General features: G+C 44.9%; 15 protein-coding genes and 1 pseudogene. 11 read left to right on the top strand and 5 right to left on the bottom strand.

Annotated elements, in window-relative coordinates; genetic code table 11:
- Positions 1-25 precede the first annotated feature (25 nt).
- Positions 26-1,729: an FAD-dependent oxidoreductase gene (locus tag Q0852_RS17750; RefSeq protein WP_299020191.1), complete on the bottom strand. Its 1,704-nt coding sequence runs from the start codon at positions 1,727-1,729 to the stop codon at positions 26-28.
- Positions 1,730-2,027: 298 nt separating this feature from the next.
- Between Q0852_RS17750 and Q0852_RS17745 the strand changes: the two genes are divergently transcribed.
- The 5 genes from Q0852_RS17745 (at position 2,028) to Q0852_RS17725 (ending at position 5,946) form a co-directional block, all read left to right on the top strand.
- Positions 2,028-2,444: a YeeE/YedE family protein gene (locus Q0852_RS17745; RefSeq protein WP_299020189.1), complete on the top strand. Its 417-nt coding sequence runs from the start codon at positions 2,028-2,030 to the stop codon at positions 2,442-2,444.
- Positions 2,445-2,455: 11 nt separating this feature from the next.
- Positions 2,456-2,917, top strand: a complete 462-nt coding sequence (locus Q0852_RS17740) for a YeeE/YedE family protein (RefSeq protein WP_299020186.1) — start codon at positions 2,456-2,458, stop codon at positions 2,915-2,917.
- A gap of 292 nt (positions 2,918-3,209) precedes the next feature.
- Positions 3,210-3,371 carry a hypothetical protein gene (locus Q0852_RS17735; RefSeq protein WP_299020184.1) on the top strand — a complete coding sequence of 54 codons (162 nt, stop codon included), beginning with the start codon at positions 3,210-3,212 and terminating at the stop codon, positions 3,369-3,371.
- 179 nt (positions 3,372-3,550) lie between these two features.
- Positions 3,551-4,726, top strand: coding sequence for an amino acid permease (locus tag Q0852_RS17730; protein ID WP_299020182.1), 1,176 nt, complete (start codon positions 3,551-3,553; stop codon positions 4,724-4,726).
- Positions 4,727-5,073: 347 nt separating this feature from the next.
- On the top strand, positions 5,074-5,946 hold the full coding sequence (locus Q0852_RS17725; RefSeq protein ID WP_299020180.1) for a phosphorylase: 873 nt from the start codon (positions 5,074-5,076) through the stop codon (positions 5,944-5,946).
- A gap of 87 nt (positions 5,947-6,033) precedes the next feature.
- Here the strand turns inward: Q0852_RS17725 and fusA are convergent, their stop codons facing one another.
- The 3 genes from fusA to Q0852_RS17710 form a co-directional block, all read right to left on the bottom strand.
- Positions 6,034-8,121, bottom strand: coding sequence for an elongation factor G (gene fusA, locus Q0852_RS17720; protein ID WP_299020178.1), 2,088 nt, complete (start codon positions 8,119-8,121; stop codon positions 6,034-6,036).
- 596 nt (positions 8,122-8,717) lie between these two features.
- Entirely contained in the window at positions 8,718-9,173 is a 456-nt protein-coding gene (locus Q0852_RS17715; RefSeq protein ID WP_299020176.1) for an RNA methyltransferase, read from the bottom strand.
- Between the two features lie 136 nt (positions 9,174-9,309).
- Positions 9,310-9,642, bottom strand: a complete 333-nt coding sequence (locus Q0852_RS17710; RefSeq protein ID WP_299020174.1) for a PBPRA1643 family SWIM/SEC-C metal-binding motif protein — start codon at positions 9,640-9,642, stop codon at positions 9,310-9,312.
- A gap of 300 nt (positions 9,643-9,942) precedes the next feature.
- On the opposite strand from Q0852_RS17710, the gene Q0852_RS17705 reads away from it, so the two are divergent.
- The 6 genes and pseudogenes from Q0852_RS17705 (at position 9,943) to Q0852_RS17680 (ending at position 18,568) form a co-directional block, all read left to right on the top strand.
- Entirely contained in the window at positions 9,943-11,757 is a 1,815-nt protein-coding gene (locus tag Q0852_RS17705; RefSeq protein ID WP_299020173.1) for an extracellular solute-binding protein, read from the top strand.
- 100 nt (positions 11,758-11,857) lie between these two features.
- Positions 11,858-12,943, top strand: a complete 1,086-nt coding sequence (locus Q0852_RS17700; RefSeq protein WP_299020171.1) for a microcin C ABC transporter permease YejB — start codon at positions 11,858-11,860, stop codon at positions 12,941-12,943.
- A 5-nt stretch (positions 12,944-12,948) separates the two neighbouring features.
- Positions 12,949-13,965 (top strand): ABC transporter permease, encoded by a 1,017-nt coding sequence (locus Q0852_RS17695; RefSeq protein ID WP_299020169.1) that lies wholly within the window; start codon positions 12,949-12,951, stop codon positions 13,963-13,965.
- A 3-nt stretch (positions 13,966-13,968) separates the two neighbouring features.
- Positions 13,969-15,561 (top strand): ABC transporter ATP-binding protein, encoded by a 1,593-nt coding sequence (locus tag Q0852_RS17690; RefSeq protein WP_299020166.1) that lies wholly within the window; start codon positions 13,969-13,971, stop codon positions 15,559-15,561.
- A gap of 230 nt (positions 15,562-15,791) precedes the next feature.
- Positions 15,792-16,106, top strand: a pseudogene (locus tag Q0852_RS17685) (alanine:cation symporter family protein); the annotation flags it as partial.
- A gap of 551 nt (positions 16,107-16,657) precedes the next feature.
- Positions 16,658-18,568, top strand: a complete 1,911-nt coding sequence (locus Q0852_RS17680) for a methyl-accepting chemotaxis protein (RefSeq protein ID WP_299020165.1) — start codon at positions 16,658-16,660, stop codon at positions 18,566-18,568.
- 134 nt (positions 18,569-18,702) lie between these two features.
- Here the strand turns inward: Q0852_RS17680 and Q0852_RS17675 are convergent, their stop codons facing one another.
- Positions 18,703-20,571: a methyl-accepting chemotaxis protein gene (locus Q0852_RS17675; RefSeq protein ID WP_299020163.1), complete on the bottom strand. Its 1,869-nt coding sequence runs from the start codon at positions 20,569-20,571 to the stop codon at positions 18,703-18,705.
- Between the last annotated feature and the right edge of the window lie 41 nt (positions 20,572-20,612).

The raw sequence follows: 20,612 nt of genomic DNA, 5'->3' as shown, positions 1-20,612 counted from the left end.
AGGCAGTGGCTTTTTCATTAAGTTCTTATGCTTGTGCAAACTTATAAGTACGGAAACCGCCAATCAGGTTGCGGGCTTTGTAGCCATTATTGACCAGCTGACGGTAAGCGACGTTACCGCGTAAACCAACGGCGCAGTAGATGATGATCTCTTTGTCTTTAGGTAGCTCATTCATACGGTTACGTAGTTGATCCACTGGAATGTTGATGTTGCCTTCAATGTAACCCATATTTTCCAGCTCGCTAGGATTACGGACATCCAGCAGAATTTGATCCTCTGACAGGTTATCGATTTCATCAAAATGAATTGCTGTTGCGTCACCCTTCATGATGTTGCTGGCAACAAAAGCGGCTTGGTTAATCACATCTTTAGCACTGCCGTAAGGTGGTGCATAAGTTAGTTCCAGATGCTGCAATTGTTCAACTGTCATACCAGCACGTTGTGCCACGGCCATAACATCAATACGCTTATCGACACCGTCTTTACCTACGGCTTGCGCACCCAGAATTTTTCCGGATTGTGGGGCAAACAGCATTTTGAATGACACAATTTCTGCACCAGGGTAGTAGCTGGCATGGCTGGCGGTATGGACATAAACCTTCTCAAAGGTAATGCCTTCACGCTTTAGTTGTTTTTCATTCTTACCGGTTGAAGCAACAGCTAAATCGAATATCTTACAGATAGCCGTTCCCTGAGTACCCTGATAGCTTTCGTTGCGGCCAAGCATATTATCTGCTGCCATACGTCCCTGACGGTTTGCAGGGCCAGCCAGTGGAACTAGAGTTGCGTTATCTGTTACGAAGTCGGCTTCTTCAATGGCATCTCCAACGGCATAGATAGCAGGATCGCTGGTCTGCATACTTGGGTTAGTCCAGATACCGCCAAGTTCGCCGATTTTCAGTCCGGCTTCTACCGCCAGCCTGATTTCAGGACGCACGCCGACTGCCATGATTAGGATGTCAGTTTTTAATGTATCACCATTGCTCAGAGTTAGGTCCAGATGACCATGGATATGCTGGTGAGTGGCATCTTCTCCTGAGTCTTCACTGGCGATATGAGCTTCAGGAACATATTCCACTGCAGAAAGCGCTGTGCCCAAACGTAGATCAACACCGTGGTTACGGATTTCGGCATGAGCAAATCCGGCCATTTCTTTATCTACCGGCGTCATGACCTGATCTGCAAGCTCAAGTAGGGTTGTTTTAATGCCGCGCTGGTGGAAGGCTTCCATCATTTCAAGTCCGATGAATCCGCCGCCCACTACGGTTGCGTGTTCGACGTTGTTCATCTCGATGGTCTGGATAATTGTATCCATATCCGGGATGTTACGCAGTGAGTGTGTTAGTGGGTTATCAACACCAGGAATTGGTGGTACAACCGGCGCAGCTCCCGGGCTAATCAGCAGAAAATCATAGTCTTCGGTGTATTCTGAACCGTCTAGCATACTGCGAACTGTTACCGTTTTATCTTCACGGTTGATGGTTACTACTTCGCTCATGATACGAACGTCGACATTAAAGCGAGCAAGGAAGCTTTCTGGTGTTTGCAGGAGCAGTTTACTTCGCTCCTGGATGTCGCCGCCAATGTGGTAAGGCAATCCGCAGTTTGCAAATGAAACGAAGCTACCGCGTTCAAACATGATGATTTCAGCATCTTCACTTAAACGACGAGCTCGTGCAGCAGCAGAGGCACCACCTGCAACACCACCGACGATAACTATTTTAGTCATTGATAACTCCACAAATACATAAATTAATACAGGACTAATCCGAGCTTAGTCTTTCTGGTAAATCAGCATGGGCTTCTGAACTGATATTTTGATTGAAATCCCAGTTTACTTAATACGTTAGCTGCAGGGCAAAACCTATGTTTGTGATTTAGAGTAGGTTTGCCACTAGCGAATCTATCGAAAACTATAAAACTTTAATTTAGTCATGTCTAATAAATAAAATCCTAAATTAGAGTTGACTGAATCTTGCGTTTTAGTAATCTCTAAATTAGGTTTTGCTTTGCTAGTGAGGTGGATAATGATGGATCAGATTCCAATGGATGCGTTATTGGGGGGAATGCTGCTAGGTGTATCTGCAGTATTGTTGTTGATGGTAAACGGTCGGGTGGCTGGCATCAGTGGCATTGTTGCAGGTTTGCTCAAGCCGCAAAAAGGCGAGTTTTCATGGCGACTTTTATTTGTGTTGGGCATGATCCTAGCAGGCTTATCGGCGCCTTTCCTTGGCTTTGAATTGCCGGAAACGCTGCCGGTAACATCAACACTGCTGCTCATTATTGCTGGTTTGCTGGTGGGGTTGGGAACGAGGCTTGGTAATGGTTGTACCAGCGGTCATGGGATCTGTGGTGTGGGGCGTCTGTCTAAGCGTTCGATTGTCGCAACCTGCATATTTATGGCTACGGCGGCCATCACTGTTTTTGTTCGTCTTCATAGTTAAGAGGTGTCAGAATGTTTGCTCGATTTGTCGCTCTGTTAGCCGGTTTGCTGTTTGGTTTTGGCATGATGATGTCCGGTATGGTTAACCCAGATAAAGTTATTGGTTTTTTAGATTTTGCAGGCAATTGGGAGCCGAGTCTGGCCTTTGTAATGGGGGGAGCGCTTTCTGTTTTTATGCCCGTGTATTTCTTCATTATTCGTAAAATGGCTCACCCGGTTTGCGATACTAATTTCCGGTTGAGCAACAATAAAGCGATTGATATCAGGTTGATCAGCGGCTCTGTATTGTTCGGAATTGGTTGGGGCACTGCTGGTATCTGTCCCGGGCCTGCGGTGACGTTATTAGCGGGTGGTAATGCGAGTGTAGTCGTATTTGTAGCCAGCATGTTGGTCGGAATATGGCTGGGAAGCAAATTGACAGATATGTTTGAAAGCGTCAATGAACTTAAAGTTAATACCGGGCGTGTTAAGTAATTGCGGAAGTATAACTATGTATACTTTAATGAGTGCAGTGATTGCTAATAGTAATTGGTTAAGGTGAGTATCTATCTTGTTTGAGGCTCAATTTGAAGGAGAACAGACTAATTTTGCAGCAAAGGTTATGAAACGTCTCTGGTGATCATTGATGGAATAAAAGATTTCATTTATGGTTGTTGTGATTTGTTACTCATAACTTTAAGTTGCTAATTGACCGAACAAAAAAAGCATAATTATCGGATGCATAATCCTATTATGCAGGGACATATCGTTTTTTGGAGTACGATAAATGAAACATCATACAGCAGGGCTGCCAGATACAGCCACGAAGGGCTTATCGCGTATGCGATGCTCAGCCGATCAATCTCAACAACATTCAGCTCACTCTTCTGCCTTTACCTTCCCGTATTTTGGCTTCTTTGCCGATTTTCGATTTAGCAACTTTAGCTAATCTTCCTGTTTCGTCCTTACTGGACTAACGATCCCTGTAATTTATTCAGGCTGGTTTTTCGCTGCTGACCACAGTGTTCGACAGTATAGATCGTTAAAACAACCCCTTTTATCTGTTTGAGACTGACCGAATTATTTACTCAGGCAGAGCGATATAACTATTTTTCAGAGATAATTGTTGTGAATTTGAAGCTATTAGGTAGTGCGCTGATCGTTGCTGGTACAGCGTTAGGTGCGGGGATGCTGGCTATCCCTATGGTATTGGCACAATTCGGCTTGCTATGGGGCACTTTAATGATGCTCTTCATCTGGCTGGGTACAACTTATGCGGCGTTATTGCTGCTTGAAGCCAGTATCAAAGTAGGTGGTGGACTAGGCATGAATACGATTGCCCGCAAGACGTTGGGTAAAGGTGGTCAAGTAGTCACAAACGGCCTTTTGTATGCATTGCTGGTTTGTCTGTTGATGGCTTACATCATCGGCGCTGGTGATCTGGTTAAAAAAATGCTGGGTGGGTTGAGTATTGAACTGACTATGATGCAGTGCCAGATTGCCTTTACCTTAATTGCAGGTGGTGTCGTGGCGGCTGGTACGTCAGTGATAGACAAGCTCAACCGTCTTCTGTTCGCGATAATGGTCGTTATGTTGGCGCTGACACTGATGTCACTGGTACCGACTATTTCGATCGACAACTTGATGGAAGCTTCCAGCGACAGTAGGATTGAGCTGATTAAAACAAGTTCGGTGCTGTTTACCAGTTTCGGGTTTGTCGTTGTTATTCCTTCTTTGGTTACTTACAACAAAGATGCGACTCATCAGCAGCTGCGTAACATGATTATCGGCGGCTCTTGTATTCCTTTAGTTTGTTATCTGTTCTGGCTGTATGCTGCTATGGGTAACCTGCCTGCTGAACAGATGGTATCGTTCGCCAATGTCTCTGAGCTGATTGCAGCGCTTGGTGCAAACCACAGCATGATTAATGTCGTTCTGTCGGTATTCACCGGTTTGGCACTGCTGACTTCTTTCTTAGGTGTTGCGATGGCGCTGTTTGATCAGAATACTGATGCTTTCAAGCAAAACCGTGCGGTGACTTATGTGTTGACTTTTATCCTGCCTCTGGCTGGTGCGCTGCTTGCTGCGGATAAGTTCTTATCTGTACTGGGTTATGCCGGTATTATTCTGGTCTTCTTGGCTGTATTCATCCCGATGGCGATGACAATCAAATTGCGCGGTGAAGATGATTCTGCGTTTGAAGTTGATGCTACAGGTGTGCTTTATAGAGCCGGTGGTGGCCATATCGCGATGGGATTTAGCTTCCTGTTCGGGTGCTTCCTGTTGGCTGCTGAGTTGATTTAAACTCGTAGAATAAAGCCATGAAAAGAAGGCGTTTACCCTGTGGGTAGACGCCTTTTTTCATTTAGAGAAATTGTTGAAACTGAAGCGCACAATAAAGTTTGACCGAACAATAATGTACTGATTTTAAAAGCCTTTTAATGACCGAACCAAGGCTTTCGCAGTATCCCGTCTGGAGTACAGAAAGGGAATAGGGTGGGATAACTGCCTGTTTCAATCAATGTGTTGATGATACAAATTTTACCTTGATGCGGCTATAGGCGATGCTTTTTGTACACTGTCATAATTAAGCCTTAAGTGTAAACTTAATAATACAGATGGTTGAAATATCAGCTGTTTAAGATAGTCTGATGGTGTCAGCGGGTATAAATAGCGATACCTTGTTTGGTGATAGGACTGATGTATCGCTATTAGGGATTGTTAGGGGGCGGGGTATGTTTTGGGATGATGCTGAACGAGTATCAGAAAAGGCTCTGATTGACGGCCAATTGATGCCGATCACCACAGAAGCCGAGGTTATTCAGGAACATGGAATCAACTATCTCGGTTATGTTGTTACACGTAACGCAAGGAAAAAGCCCATAGCGAAAAATCAGCAGGCTAACCCCTTTTTACCTTATGAACCCTCAATGTATGTCGGGGAGGCCGGATATCACCATATCTGCCTGCTTAATAAGTTTCCGGTTCTCTCTCCACACCTATTAATTTGTTCCAAAGAGTTTGTTGCACAGTCTGCCCCTTTAACATTGGATGATTTTGAAGCCTGGTTGTTAGGCTTTACCCGCTCTGATGTTCTCGGTTTATATAACAGTGGTCCTGTTGCCGGTGCGAGCCAGCCACACCGCCATATGCAGGTTGTTCGGGCTGATATCCCGTTGGAATCGGTAATTTGTACCGGTGGGTTACCTTTCAGGCATTGCCTTTTTCTCCATGATGAGCTGGATGCCGAAAGGTTGTATCAGCGTTATTTGACTGCGTTAGAGCTGCTTTCGTTAAACGAAGATGATGAATGCTTGCCTTATAACATTCTGCTGACAGCTAGATGGATGCTGGTGTTGCCTCGATCGACAAATAATATCGAGGGGATCTTTGCTAATGCTTTGAATTACACTGGACGGTTCTTGGTGAGGGAGGCGAAGCAGCTGAAGTGGTTACAGCGTTACGGCATTATGCGCTATTTATCTGAATGCAGTGTAATCTACAGGCTAGAGGGAAGCCGTTAACCGAAGTATTAGATTTGAACTGTTCAGATAAAAGAAAACCCGGTTGCCGAAGCAACCGGGTTTTTTAACACTTAAAGTAATTAAAAATTACTTCTTAGCGTTTTTCTCTTTCTGCTCAGCGATTACTTCTTCAGCAACGTTTGCAGGACATGGTGCGTAGTGTGAGAACTCCATAGAGAACTGACCACGACCAGAAGTCATAGTACGTAGAGTACCGATGTAACCGAACATTTCTGATAGAGGTACATCACCCTTGATACGTACGCCAGTAGCGCCAGCCATCTGGTCTTTGATCATGCCGCGACGACGGTTAAGGTCACCGATTACGTCACCAACGTGGTCTTCTGGAGTGAACACGTCAACGTGCATGATTGGCTCAAGAAGCTGTGCACCCGCTTTAGGCATAGACTGACGGAATGCACCTTTCGCTGCGATTTCGAATGCTACTGCAGATGAATCGACTGCGTGGAAGCCACCGTCGAACAGCTCAACTTCAACGTCTAGTACTGGGAAGCCAGCTAGAACACCGTTGTCCATCATACCTGCGAAACCTTTTTCGATTGCAGGCCAGAATTCTTTAGGTACGTTACCACCAACAACAACAGAGCTGAACGTGAAGCCTGAGTTTGGCTCACCTGGCTTGATGCGGTAGTCGATCTTACCGAACTGACCAGAACCACCAGACTGTTTCTTGTGCGTGTAGCTATCTTCAATTTCTTGAGTGATAGTTTCACGGTAAGCAACCTGTGGCTGACCAACAACTAGGTCAACACCGTAAGTACGCTTAAGGATGTCAACTTTGATGTCTAGGTGAAGTTCACCCATACCTTTAAGGATAGTTTCGCCTGAATCTTCGTCAGTCTCAACCTGGAATGATGGATCTTCTGCAACCATTTTACCGATCGCGATACCCATCTTCTCAGAACCGCCTTTGTCCTTAGGAGCAACAGCGATTGAGATTACTGGAGTTGGGAAGATCATTGGTTCAAGAGTACATTCGTGCTTAACATCACATAGAGTGTGACCAGTCTGAACGTTCTTCATACCTACAACAGCGATGATGTCACCAGCTTGTGCGCTAGTAAGTTCGTTACGATCATCTGCCTGCATCTCAACCATACGGCCGATACGCTCAGTCTTACCAGTTGCGCTGTTAAGGATTGTGTCGCCTTTCTTCATCACACCTGAGTAGATACGGATGAAAGTTAGGGCACCGAAACGGTCGTCCATGATTTTGAACGCAAGAGCACGTAGTGGCTCTTTTTCGTCAACTAGTGCAACTTCACCAGTTGGCTCACCAGTTTCTGGATCGGTTAGCGGCTGTGGATCAACTTCTGTTGGAGCAGGTAGGTAATCTACAACTGCGTCCAGGATTAGCTGCATTCCTTTGTTTTTGTATGCAGAACCACAGTAAGTTGGGAAGAATGCGATATCACGAGTACCCTTACGGATACAACGCTTGATGTCTTCAATAGAAGGCTCTTCACCTTCCATGTAAGCTTCCATTAGGTCATCGTCTTGCTCTACAGCAGTTTCGATTAGCTCTTCGCGGTAAGCTTCTACGTCATCAACCATATCCGCTGGGATTTCTTTGATTTCGTAGTTTTCTGGCTGACCAGACTCATCCCAAACGTAAGCTTGGCGGGTTAGTACGTCAACAACACCAACGAAATCGTCTTCACGACCGATTGGTAGAGTCATAACTAGAGGAGTTGCACCTAGAACGCTCTTAACCTGGTCAACAACGTTATAGAAGTCTGCACCCATACGGTCTAGTTTGTTAACGAAGATCAGACGAGCAACTTCTGATTCGTTCGCATAACGCCAGTTAGTTTCTGACTGAGGTTCAACACCACCAGAACCACAGAATACACCGATACCGCCATCAAGTACTTTAAGAGAACGGTAAACTTCTACTGTGAAGTCAACGTGTCCAGGAGTATCGATAACGTTTAGACGGTGATCATTCCAGAAACAGCTTACAGCTGCTGACTGGATAGTAATACCGCGCTCTGCTTCCTGATCCATGAAGTCAGTAGTAGTTGAGCCGTCGTGAGTATCACCGATCTTGTGGATTTTACCAGTTAGCTTAAGGATACGCTCGGTAGTAGTGGTTTTACCCGCATCAACGTGCGCGAAAATACCAATGTTTCTGTATTTAGATAAATCTGCCATTGTTTTTCTCTATAAACAATTACTGTCACTATTCGGTGGGGGAGTATATCACTGATTCCAACAAACATTACATAGCTCATTCAAGATTAAATGAACATTTGCTTGTTTTTGCTCCGCCTTTTTCACATTTCTAGTTTAAACGCTCAATAAAAGTGCAGAAACTTCTGCTAACCAAGATTATATACTGGGGTTTTGCCCAGTTATAAGTCGCTTACCGTCAATTTCAGCTTACGGATTATTGTCCGAAACTGTCTGCGCCAGAGCGTTTGGCATAAAAAACGTGCAAGACTTAAATCGCGTTAAGTCTAGTCTGATTCAGCTACTGCTACCAGTTCAGACCTCGTTTTTATTCTGCTGGTAAGGGGGGGCAGTTGTATTTCATTTGTTTGAAGTAGCTGTATTCGATAATGCCTCATAGACTTATTTGCCCTGGTGCTTTGGTCGAGGAAGGGTATTTTCATGGAAAACGTTAATGGCAAGGTTGGTTTTGTGTGTTTGTGCAGAATAAAAGGTATTAATCTTGGCAAGATGTTCATGTTGTACCGGACGGAATGTCTGCGTAGTTGCAATGATTCCGTCCAGTAGATATAGAGGGGTTAGTGGTTTGAGAAGTTGTCGCCTTTTGCCATGCGATCGTAGAGGATGACATTAACTGCTGCAGCCAGGTTCATGCAGCCTTGTGTTGGAACATAAATGGTTTCTCGGCAAAATTCCGTAATTTCTTTCTTTAGCGTGCCATCTTCTGGTCCGAAGATATAAAAAGCACGCTGAGGGTGCTTATAGTCAGGCAGTGGTTTGGCACCTTCAATCAAATCAACGGCAACAGGCACACAATCATGCGGAATGATTTCTTTTAAGTCCTGTACACCAATTAGCGGTATATCCTGGTATACATTTTTAGTATCGGTGCAGAACTTCTTAGCAAGGTCATATCGAGTTCCTGTATAAAACACTGAATTCACTCCATAACAACCAGCCGCGCGCATGACTGAACCAACATTTTCAGGCGTTTTGGGATTGAAAAGTCCCACACAGGAATAACCTTTGCTCATAATTTGTACATCTTCTTAAAACAAAATGAGGCGGGATTATACGGATTTTTAAATAAAAATGCAGGTGGGGATGATTTGGGGGATATTTGAGTGAGCCCTCTTGTGTAAAAAGGGCTCATTTTGACTGCGTTCAGGGTTATCCGCAGCACTTCTTGTATTTTTTACCGCTTCCGCATGAGCAAGGGTCATTGCGGTTTGGTGTTTTTTCGAAAACGGTCGTTTGTGGCTTGTTCAAAAGGGTTTCAAGCTCAACGATGTTTTCTGCTGTATCTGGATTGACTGTAACAGTACCAAACAGCTTATTTTCGGCCAGGGTCGCTTCGATTTCTGCTTTACGCGTTTCGCTCTGCACTGTCAGAGGTAGCGGGTTTTCTTCGGTGCCTAATTTAGCCGAACGTTTTGTGTTAAAGCCATAGCTTTCATGCTTTGGTTTTTTTTCTATGCGGCCTTTGTAGAAAAATTTAGACATAACCTGATCCTGTGTACCTTAAATGTTGCGTATCCAGAGCCTGAATTGGTTCCGGAGAAAATTGCCCGCATCTGCGGTGAGGGAGGGATGTTAGCGGCTAATATTGCGCCCTGCAAGCCATTGTCTGATGACTTTGTTGAATCATCCTTGCTAACAGACATGTATTTAGCAGGGAAAACGTGGGGAGTCCGATCATGCGTGCTACGTTGTCGAATCCCGGATCCTGTCCTATCGTAGAATAATGAAAACAAAAAAGTTTTTACTGTTGTTGGGAATTAGCAAAAATGCAGGGAGAAGCAAATGCTAAAAAAGGTGTCATTAGTTATGGCCATGTTGCTGACTACCGGAATGCTAAAGGCTGCAGACATTATTGAGTCGACCTGTCTGGTCGGTTTCGGTGAAGCCAAATATTCCAGTGATTTTTCCCATTTTGATTATGTTAATCCCGAGGCGCCTAAAGGCGGGCAAGTAACTTATGCGCAAGTCGGTACTTATGACAGTTTTAATCGTTACGCAACGCGTGGAGTAGCGGCTGCTGGGGCTGATACCATTTATGACACTTTGTTTATTTCTTCTGCTGACGAGATAGATAGCCATTATCCTTTAATTGCTGAAAAGGTTCGTTATGCCGATGATTTTTCATGGATGGAGGTTGATATAAATCCGAAGGCGCGTTTCCATGATGGCCATCCTATTACTGCCTTAGATGTCGCTTTCACGTTTAATAAGTTTATGAAAGAAGGCGTGCCTCAATATAAGGTGTACTTCAAGGATGTGAAATCAGTAACGGTGAAGTCTGCACTGACAGCGCGTATTGAAATGGCGAAGCCTAACCGTGAGATTTTGTTTGCACTGGTGAAGGGAATGAACGTTTTGCCCGAGCATTTCTGGCAGGACAAGAATTTAAGCGAGCCGTTAAATGAACCGCCGCTTGGAAGCAGTGCTTATAAAGTCTCAAGTTATAAAGCTGGTCAGAGTGTGACATATTCTCTTGTCGATGATTATTGGGCTAAGGATTTGCCCGTAAACGTCGGACGCCATAATTTCCAGACGGTGAAGTACGATTATTACCGTGACGAAACAGTTACCCTAGAAGCATTCAAAGCGGGCGAGTATGACATTCGCGAAGAGAATGTAGCAAAGTTTTGGGCGACCCTTTATCAGGGTACTAATTTCGACAAAGGTTATATTCTCAAGGAAGAAATCTCCCACCAGATCCCCCAGTCAATGCAAGCTTTTGTCTTCAACACTCAAAGCCTCTATTTTCAGGATGTTAGGGTGCGAGAGGCGCTGAATTATGCCATGGATTTTGAGTGGATGAATAAAAGTCTCTTTTATAACCAATACAAACGTACCCGCAGTTATTTTCAAAATACAGAATATGAAGCGGATGGTTTACCGTCCGACACTGAACTGAAAGTGTTGGCGCCAATTAAAGAACAAGTGCCGAGCCGGGTATTTACCGAGGCGTACCTGCCACCGGTAACTGATGGTTCTGGTCGGATCCGCACTCATATTCGCAAGGCGATTGCTTTAATGAAGGAAGCGGGGTGGCAACTCAAGAATAAAGTGATGACCAATGTTAAAACGGGCGACCCGTTCGTGTTTGAATTGCTTATATATAGCCCGTCAACGGAACGTTTGGCTGTTCCTGTTCAGAAGAACCTCAAACTTATGGGGGTCGAAATGAAAATCCGCACCGTAGATACGACTCAATATATTAAGCGGTTACGGGACAGGGATTTCGATATGGTCTCACACGGTTATGGTGCCAATGCGTATCCGAATCCGAACTTGCTGATTGCATGGAACAGTAATTTTATAGACAGCACCTATAACACCGCAGGCGTTAAGGATCCTGCTATTGATTACCTGACAGATAAAATTGTCGAAAATCAGCAGAAACCAGAAGAGTTGCTTTATTATGGGAGGGCTCTTGACCGAGTACTGCAATGGAATTTCTTTGTGATCCCGCAATGGCATATCAGTAAGTTCCGTGTTGCCAGCTGGGATAAGTTTTCACGACCGGAAGTGAGGCCTAAGTATTCCTTAGGCAAAGATACCTGGTGGATTGATTCGAGTAAGGTCGCGAAGCTCCCGGAGAAGCGAAGGTAACCTATGAGGTACGCGAGCGAGATTGCGTTAGCCGCATAATTAACATAGGCGCAAATGCCGGTGACAGTTCAGGTGAACGACTCATAAGGTAAAGGTAGCAATGACAGCTTATATTATTCGTCGCCTGTTACTGGTGATCCCGACATTATGGGCAATCATTACGATTAACTTCTTCGTAATTCAGATTGCACCAGGAGGACCGGTCGAGCAAGCCGTTGCTCAATTGGAGGGACATTCGTCTGGCATCATGGAGCGTTTTACCGGCGGAGGAAAAGAGGTTACTGCTGCCGAACCAGGTGAAAGTACCAGTGGTTATCGAGGCTCACGAGGGCTAGACCCGGAAGTTGTTGAAGCGATTAAGAAGCAGTTTGGTTTTGATAAGCCGTTACTTGAACGTTACCTCGATATGCTGAAGAACTACGCCACTTTTAATTTTGGTGAGAGTCTGTTTAAAGGTGGCAACGTGATTGATTTGATCATCGATCGGCTGCCAGTATCTATTTCCCTCGGGTTATGGAGTACGTTAATCATTTATTTTGTCTCTATCCCGCTGGGGATAGCCAAGGCAATCAAGCATGGTTCTCGTTTTGATATTTGGAGCAGTGCTGTTGTCATTGTCGGTTACGCGATTCCAGGTTTTCTGTTTGCCATCTTGCTGATCATATTCTTTGCTAGTGGAAACTATTTCAGCTGGTTTCCACTTCGAGGATTGGTGTCATCGGACTTTGACCAGCTTGTCTGGTATCAGCAGATAGGGGATTACTTCTGGCATTTAACTTTGCCTATTCTTGCGATGGTGATTGGCGGTTTTGCCACTTTAACGATGCTGACCAAGAACTCCTTCCTAGATGAAATTAATAAACAGTACGTGGTGACGGCACGGGCTAAAGGACTGGATGAACGCAGTATTCTTTATCGCCATGTTTTCCGTAATGCCATGCTGATCATAATTGCCGGTTTTCCTGCAGCCTTTATTAGTATTTTTTTTACCGGCGCAATGTTGATTGAAGTGATGTTTTCGCTGGAAGGGATTGGTTTGCTGGGTTTTGAATCGACAATACAGCGAGACTATCCGGTGGTGTTTAGCTCTCTCTATATCATGACCTTGTTGGGGCTGTTACTTAATATTATTTCGGATCTCACTTATACCTTTGTTGATCCACGCATTGATTTTGAGGCGCGCTAGTGAAGATGAATCCATTGACAAGGGAACGTTGGGTCAGGTTTCGAGCTCACAAGCGGGGCTACTGGTCACTGTGGATTTTTTCTGTGTTGTTTGTTGTCAGTCTGTTTGCAGAAATTATTGCTAATGATAAACCTTTGTTGATCAACTTCAATTCTGGCTGGTATTTCCCGATTGTTGAGCAATATACCGAAACCGAGTTTGGCGGTGAGTTTGAATCAGAAGCAGACTACACCGACCCTTATGTTGCTGATTTGATAGAAGCTGATGGTTTTATGATTTGGCCGTTGATTCGCTTTAGTTTCGATACGATAAATTATGATCTTGCTGGCCCTGCACCATCGCCGCCAGATGCTGTTAATTGGCTGGGTACTGATGATAAGGGGCGGGATGTGCTGGCTCGTATTATTTACGGCTTCCGGATCTCTGTACTGTTCGGTTTTGCCTTGACGATTATCTCGACCATTGTGGGCGTTATTGTTGGTGCTTGTCAGGGATATTACGGTGGTTGGGTTGACCTCTTTGGTCAGCGGTTTATTGAGGTTTGGTCGGGTATGCCAACCCTGTTTTTACTGATCATCCTATCTAGCTTTGTCGAACCTAACTTCTGGTGGTTGCTTGGGATTATGGTGCTCTTTAGCTGGATGGGGCTGGTTGGGGTTGTACGGGCTGAGTTTCTTCGTTGTCGTAATTTTGATTATGTAAAGGCAGCTCAAGCATTGGGGGTTAGTGATGGCCGTATCATGTTGCGTCATATGCTGCCTAATGCCATGGTGGCTTCGCTGACGATGATGCCATTTATCTTAAGCGGTTCAGTGACAACGCTGACATCTCTTGATTTTTTGGGATTTGGTTTGCCCGCTGGTTCGCCGTCGTTGGGGGAGCTATTGGCACAGGGTAAAACCAACTTACAGGCTCCTTGGCTTGGTCTGTCTGCATTCGTTGTCCTCTCTATTATGCTGAGCTTACTGGTTTTTGTCGGTGAAGCTGTCCGGGATGCGTTTGATCCCCATCAACAGAGATAATTTATGGCGAAACCACTACTGATAATTGAAGAACTGTCTGTCGGCTTCCATAGCGGGAATGAGGTTAATCAGGTTACTTATGATGTGAGCTTGTCGATCCAGCGCGGTGAAACATTGGCGCTGGTTGGGGAGAGTGGTTCTGGTAAGTCGGTGACTGCCAACGCGATTTTGCGCTTGTTACCGAGGGGAGCTACTCACTATATTGGTGGGCATATAAAGTACGATGGCACCGATATGCTGACATGCAGCGAGCGGGAAATGCGGCGGATGCGGGGTGATCGTATCGGGATGATCTTTCAGGAACCGATGATGTCGCTTAATCCTCTGCATAAAATCGGCAGGCAGTTACGCGAAACACTGGCAATTCACCGTGGAATACGCCCGAAGCAGGCAGAAGAAAGGGCATTGAGTTGGCTGAAAAAGGTCGGTATTCGTGATGCGGAGAAAAGGCTGACTGCCTATCCTCACGAACTTTCCGGTGGTGAGCGTCAGCGGGTTATGATTGCGATGGCTCTGATTAACGAGCCAGAATTACTGATTGCGGATGAACCCACAACGGCACTTGATGTATCTGTCCAGGCTCAGATCCTTGATTTGCTTAAAGAATTACAACAGGAATTCGGTATGGCGATGTTGTTTATTACCCATGATTTAAGCATCGTTCACCAAATTGCTGATCGGGTTGCGGTAATGCAGCTTGGCCGTCTGGTGGAAACGGATACCAAAGACGTGATTTTCAACAATCCATCAGATCCATACACTATTAAGTTGATTAACTCTGAACCCAGTGGTAACCCGGTGCCAGTCAATCCTAATTCCGAGCCATTATTCGATATCCGGGATCTTCGTGTATGGTTCCCAATTACGGGCGGTATTCTCAAGCGAGTCAGAGATCATATTAAGGCGGTTACGGATGTTAGTTTTGTTCTAAGGAAAGGGCATAGTGTCGGGTTAGTTGGTGAGAGTGGTTCGGGTAAGTCAACTACCGGAATGGCCTTACTGAAATTGCTCAGCAGTGAAGGTGTGATAAATTTTGAAGGTGTTGATATATCAGGCTTGAGCCGTAAGCAAATGCTTCCTTATAGGAGTAAGTTGCAGGTCGTTTTCCAGGACCCTTTTTCTGCTTTGAATCCACGTATGTCTGTCGCGCAGATTATCGGTGAGGGGCTTAAAATTCACAAATCCCTGACCCCTGGTGAGGAAGACAGGGTGATTTGTGAAGCAATGCGTGAGGTTGAGCTCGATCCTGCGACTCGCCACCGTTATCCCAATGAATTTTCAGGTGGTCAACGACAACGGATTGCTATTGCTAGGGCATTGGTATTAAAGCCGGATTTTATCTTGTTGGATGAACCGACGTCGTCACTTGACAGGACAGTGCAGTTTCAGGTTTTGACACTGCTGAAGTCGCTGCAAGAGAAGCACGGTCTGAGTTACTTATTTATCAGTCATGATCTTAATGTAGTGAAGTCTTTGTGTCATTACACTTTAGTTCTCAAAGATGGCCAGGTCGTGGAGCAGGGCGATACCGCCCAAATATTTAATGAACCTCAACAGGATTACACCCGCCACTTGGTCAATCTGTCATCTGTATAGTTACTAGGGCTCCCGCTTTTTCATCTGACTAATTATGTGATCTCCAACATAAAAATAAGCTTACATTCTTAATGTGACGGACGAATTCGTTGGTTGAATTTTATTCATCGGCAGTAGTGATAGCTGGATTTTAATTAAAATCCAGTCAGAACGCTTACTTGTTGGTCGGGTATTGCAAAATCGTGCGGCCGCTCATGGTTAATTGAGCGATATAATAAATTATTAACATCCTCGATATTGTGCTGGTGTGTTCGGCTACAGCATTCATGATCCTTATTACTGGCGCATATAATGTTCATGGTGGTGCTAAAGGTACATTCCTGGTTCAAAACCTGTCAGCCGAGATTGGTGCAAATGGCCCGATCTTTACTCAGATGGCAATTGAAAGTGCGATGCCAGGTATCGGTAAGCCGTTCATTGCATTTGCACTTTTCTTCTTTGCTTTCACAACTATTCTTGCTTACTACTATATCGCAGAAACAAACATTGCTTACATCCGCCGCTCACTTAAGCTACCGGGAATGAGGTTTGTGCTGAAAGTCATTCGGCAAGTCATCATCTGGTGTAAAGGATGTGTCTGGTGAACCGATAGAACCAGCAGCATAATAATCTAATTGTTAATATAAGGGGCTAGTTCAGGCTAGCCTCTTATTTGTGTTTAAACCTTGATTATTAACTGAGTAATTAGTCATTAATGAAGGGGGTATGTAATCAAAGTACAAAAAAATTGAAACAGTGAGAACGCGTAACTATTTGATTGTGATGAATATCATAAATTGAAGAATTGCAGAAAAGTGTTAGCTAAGTTTGAAAATGACATCATATTCAATTTATCTAACTTTTTTTTCATCAATATATCTTATTTGCTGATAACGAAAATTTATTGTTAATGGCGATAAACCGAGTAAAGCTGTAGCGAATATATACATATGTATGTTTGAGTGGATAGATAATGTATTAAATGGAATAGAGCTTAATATTTCTTGAACAAAAAAAATTGGCCCAAAGAGTCAAAATTTTTACACTCCACAATAGATCCCCCCGTGAGTAGACTTGCTCAATTCATCAGTTTCAGATTGATTCAGGCAAGAAAACTATGACCCTCTCTTTAAGTAACTTAGGTTTTAAACAACGGATAATCCTTACCGTTGCAATTTTGGTGGCTGTGGCACTGTCCATAACTAACTGGCTTTCCTATCAACATTTTAAAGAGGATAAAGTTGCAACTATTGAAGAGAAGTCACGGCTAATTGTCGACAGTGCAAAACGTGAAATTGAATTGTCGATGAAGCAGGCGACAGACGCCCTGGAATCAACGAAAGGTTTTTATGCTGGAGAGCATTCGGATAGTGAGTACGTCGAAGTTGCCAGATTGATTACCAAAGCGGCGGATTATGCCAGTTTTACTGCTGGTTACACCGACGGACGAGCTTATGGCGATTCTGGCGGCAATGACGGGGTGTTTGAAGTCAGTGATTACGATCCTCGTACCCGTGGGTGGTATAAAGAAGCGATGGCTAAAAACCGGACTATCCTGACTGACTTCTACACCGATGCGACCACTGGTAGCTTGATGGTGAGTTTGGCGACACCTATCAGCAGTAAGAAAGAAGGCGTGGTGGTTGGTGATGTATCATTGAAAAGCCTGAATGAAACTATTAGTCGAGTTAATTTCCCTGGTGCTGTTGCACTGATTTTGAGTGAGGATTTTGATCAGCTGGCGTCAACTGACTCTAGCGATGAGCTAGGTGTTTCGTTTGGATTGCCATCTCTGGAGAAAGAGATGGCGACTCAAGGAACGGGTGCTGCGGATTACCAGTGGCAAGGGGCAGATAAGCGAGCCTATTTCTCTGAGATTTCTTTGGTTGATGGCAATAAGTGGTATTTGTATGTCGGTGTCAATAAGTCGGTGGTTTATGCGGCTGTTGATAAAGCATTTGAAGAAGCCGTTACAACATCGGTCATTATCCTGCTGATTGCTCTTGCAATTGTTTTTGTGGTACTGAATCAATTGTACCGTCCGATCACAGCCCTGAAAGAAACCATGGCCGATTTATCTGCGGGTACAGGGGATCTTACTCGTCGCCTTGAAGTTAATAGTGAAGATGATCTTGGCCAGATCGCGGAAAGCGTCAATATTTTTATCAGTAACCTGCAACAAATGATGCTGGAGGTCTCTCAGGCGACCAGTCATATTTCAGCAAGTGTTGAGGATTTAAGACAGCAGTCTGAACAGAATGCCGGAGTCTTGCAATCCCATGTTGATGAAACGGATCAGGTTGTTACAGCTATCAATGAAATGAGTATTACGGCAGAGAATGTGTCGGCGAATGCTGCAGAAACCTCTTCACATATCCATCTGACTAATGATCAGGCTCAAGAGTCGAAAGTGATTGTTTCTAATGCAGTGGGCTCTGTTTCGGCGTTAATCGGTGATGTTGAGTCGATGGCTGAGAGTATCTGTGAAATGAACCGCAATAGCATGGATATTGCCGATGTATTGAAAGTGATTGGCGATATTGCGGATCAAACCAATTTGCTAGCATTAAATGCAGCAATTGAAGCTGCCCGTGCCGGCGAGCAAGGACGCGGATTTGCAGTGGTTGCTGATGAGGTTCGCGCCTTGGCTGCACGAACTCAGCAGAGTACTTCTGAAATAGAGCAGATGCTGACGAAGCTGACGACAGGGGCTGATGGTTTGGTTAACAACATGAATGTGATTAAGGAAAGCTGTAATCAGACAGCGACTAACACTGAGCAGGTTAACCTGGACTTGGATAAAATGGCTAATTCAATCACTGAGGTAAATAACCTGGCCGTTGAAATTGCGACGGCGGCTGAGCAGCAAAGCTCTGTGTCGGAAGAAATTAGCAAGAATATGGCCTCAATTCGCCATATGGCAGACACTTTGGCTGAGAGTGGTCGTCTGAATTTGGAAAATAGCCAAACATTGGCTTCTGCTAATACGCAATTGGCCGCCATTGTCAGTAAGTTCAAACTGAACTAATACTAAAGGCTAGATCTAAGAAAAAGCAATGCCACTCTCTGATGGAGAGTGGCATTTTTCATATCAACACTACTTTTATTACGTTATGTTCGTATGCTTATTCTTGTGTAGTCTGTTGTATACGGTTGTTGCTGTTACACAACAAACTTATTCATGATGTTGTCTTGCTCACGAACATTGCGAATTTGCTCTTCCATCGCTTCGTTAGCGCCGTTAGCAGCCTCTGCCACCTGAACCGATAGTTCCTTAATATTGGTGGTATTAGTGTTGATCTCTTCGGCAACCAGGCTTTGCTCTTCAGCGGCAGAAGCAATTTGCAGGTTCATATCATTGATCTGCTGGATTGCACCGCTGATACGTTGAAGTGCTTCATCCGCTTCCTGGGCTTTAATTACGGTGTTGGCAGCTGTTTCTTTGCTCAGCCCCATTACGCTTGCTGCTGAGCTGGCACCAGATTGCAGTTGTTCGATCATCTGGCGAATTTCAGTTGTTGATTGCTGGGTGCGCTGAGCCAGGGTACGAACTTCATCAGCAACTACCGCAAAGCCTCGGCCAGAGTCACCAGCTCGGGCTGCTTCGATAGCCGCATTCAGTGCTAGCAGGTTCGTTTGATCGGCAATTTCATTGATCACTTTCAGGATCGTTTCGATATTACCTGTTGCTGATTCCAGCTGCTTAACAACATCCACGGCATGATCAATCTGATCTGACAGCTCTGTAATCGCGTTAGCTGTGTGGGAGACGACTTCGCTGCCATCTTGAGCTGCGATGTCTGCGTTCTGTGCGGCAGAGGCGGCACCTTGCGCATTACCTGCAACATCAGATGAAGTAGTTGCCATTTCATGCATCGCCGTTGCTAATTGATCTAGCTCTTGTAGCTGGGTCGACATAGCACTGGCGGAGTGCTGAGCTCCCTGCGCGGTGAGTTCGGTACCTTGTAAAATGCTGCTACTTAATGACTTGGATTGAATGATCAAGGTTTGCAGTTTTTCGGTAAACGCGTTGAAGCCGCTAGCAAGCTCAGCAAACTCTGCGTCGGTATTGGTATCCAGGCGACGGGTCAGATCTCCCTGTCCGGACGCAACGTCCTGAATTGCCACATTGAGATCCTGCAATGGACGCATTAGTACTTTGATAAGCAGTAATAGGGCAATAATACCGGCGATCAGCGCAACAATAGAATAAATGATCGAATCTGTTTTTAGCTTATCGACGGCGGCAAAGGCTTTGTCTTCGTCAAGAATGGCGCCGATGTACCAGTCTTGCCCTTTGATTTGGGTAAATGAAACTGTGACGGATTTGCCATTCAGCTCGGTAGTCGCCACTTTGCTTGAAATAGGCTGGTTACCAAGAAATTCTGTCATTGACTTGCCGTTGTAGGCTTTATCCGGGTGCGCAATTACCGTGCCGTCTTTGGCAACGATAAATAGATAACCGGCATCAAATAGCGAGACTTGGTTAACCAGTTTCGCAAGGCCACCAAGGCTCATGTCAAAGAAAATAGCGCCAGTGAACTGACCGTTCTTAAACAGGGGAGTTGCGATGGAAACAAGGATCTCTTTGGTAACAGAGTCGGCATATGGCGCTGTGATAATCAGCTTTTTAGCCTGCCTGGTGTCTTTATACCAAGGGCGTGATCGTGGATCCCAGCTTTCACCTGGCTGCCAGCTAGGATCATTGCTTGTATGTCTACCATCTTGTTCAAAACCTACACCGGTTAACAGAAAGGCGTCTTTCAATGCAGGTTGGCTAATTGTGGTTGTAATACTGTCTTCAGACAGATCTTGTTCAACCAGGCTGGTGGCATAACTGGCCAGCCCGGTACGGCTGTTGATCTCGGCATTGATGGTATTACTCATACCAGAGACGATTTCGTCAATGCTATGTATGACCAACGATTGGATTTGGGATTTAGTATTGAAATATTGATTGGCAGAAAGTAGCGATAAGGCAGCAAGCAATATGGCTGACGATGTGGCAACAACTTTATGGCTGAACTTCATGGTAGAGACCTCAACAAGCGCACGAATATTTGTAGTGGTTG

It is taken from the genome of uncultured Photobacterium sp., from assembly GCF_947502415.1.
Classification (GTDB): Bacteria; Pseudomonadota; Gammaproteobacteria; order Enterobacterales; family Vibrionaceae; genus Photobacterium.
Note: the sequence above shows the minus strand (reverse complement) of the source record. Positions and strands in the feature narration are given on the sequence as shown.

Excerpts from the sequence above, each read along its gene's own strand:
- Q0852_RS17725 (WP_299020180.1), top strand. The coding sequence starts at position 5,074 with ATGGTGTCAGCGGGTATAAATAGCGATACCTTGTTTGGTGATAGGACT.
- Q0852_RS17705 (WP_299020173.1), top strand. The coding sequence starts at position 9,943 with ATGCTAAAAAAGGTGTCATTAGTTATGGCCATGTTGCTGACTACCGGA.
- Q0852_RS17695 (WP_299020169.1), top strand. The coding sequence starts at position 12,949 with ATGAATCCATTGACAAGGGAACGTTGGGTCAGGTTTCGAGCTCACAAG.
- Q0852_RS17745 (WP_299020189.1), top strand. The coding sequence starts at position 2,028 with ATGATGGATCAGATTCCAATGGATGCGTTATTGGGGGGAATGCTGCTA.
- Q0852_RS17750 (WP_299020191.1), bottom strand. The coding sequence starts at position 1,729 with ATGACTAAAATAGTTATCGTCGGTGGTGTTGCAGGTGGTGCCTCTGCT.
- Q0852_RS17735 (WP_299020184.1), top strand. The coding sequence starts at position 3,210 with ATGAAACATCATACAGCAGGGCTGCCAGATACAGCCACGAAGGGCTTA.
- Q0852_RS17675 (WP_299020163.1), bottom strand. The coding sequence starts at position 20,571 with ATGAAGTTCAGCCATAAAGTTGTTGCCACATCGTCAGCCATATTGCTT.
- Q0852_RS17690 (WP_299020166.1), top strand. The coding sequence starts at position 13,969 with ATGGCGAAACCACTACTGATAATTGAAGAACTGTCTGTCGGCTTCCAT.
- fusA (WP_299020178.1), bottom strand. The coding sequence starts at position 8,121 with ATGGCAGATTTATCTAAATACAGAAACATTGGTATTTTCGCGCACGTT.
- Q0852_RS17710 (WP_299020174.1), bottom strand. The coding sequence starts at position 9,642 with ATGTCTAAATTTTTCTACAAAGGCCGCATAGAAAAAAAACCAAAGCAT.
- Q0852_RS17680 (WP_299020165.1), top strand. The coding sequence starts at position 16,658 with ATGACCCTCTCTTTAAGTAACTTAGGTTTTAAACAACGGATAATCCTT.
- Q0852_RS17715 (WP_299020176.1), bottom strand. The coding sequence starts at position 9,173 with ATGAGCAAAGGTTATTCCTGTGTGGGACTTTTCAATCCCAAAACGCCT.
- Q0852_RS17740 (WP_299020186.1), top strand. The coding sequence starts at position 2,456 with ATGTTTGCTCGATTTGTCGCTCTGTTAGCCGGTTTGCTGTTTGGTTTT.
- Q0852_RS17700 (WP_299020171.1), top strand. The coding sequence starts at position 11,858 with ATGACAGCTTATATTATTCGTCGCCTGTTACTGGTGATCCCGACATTA.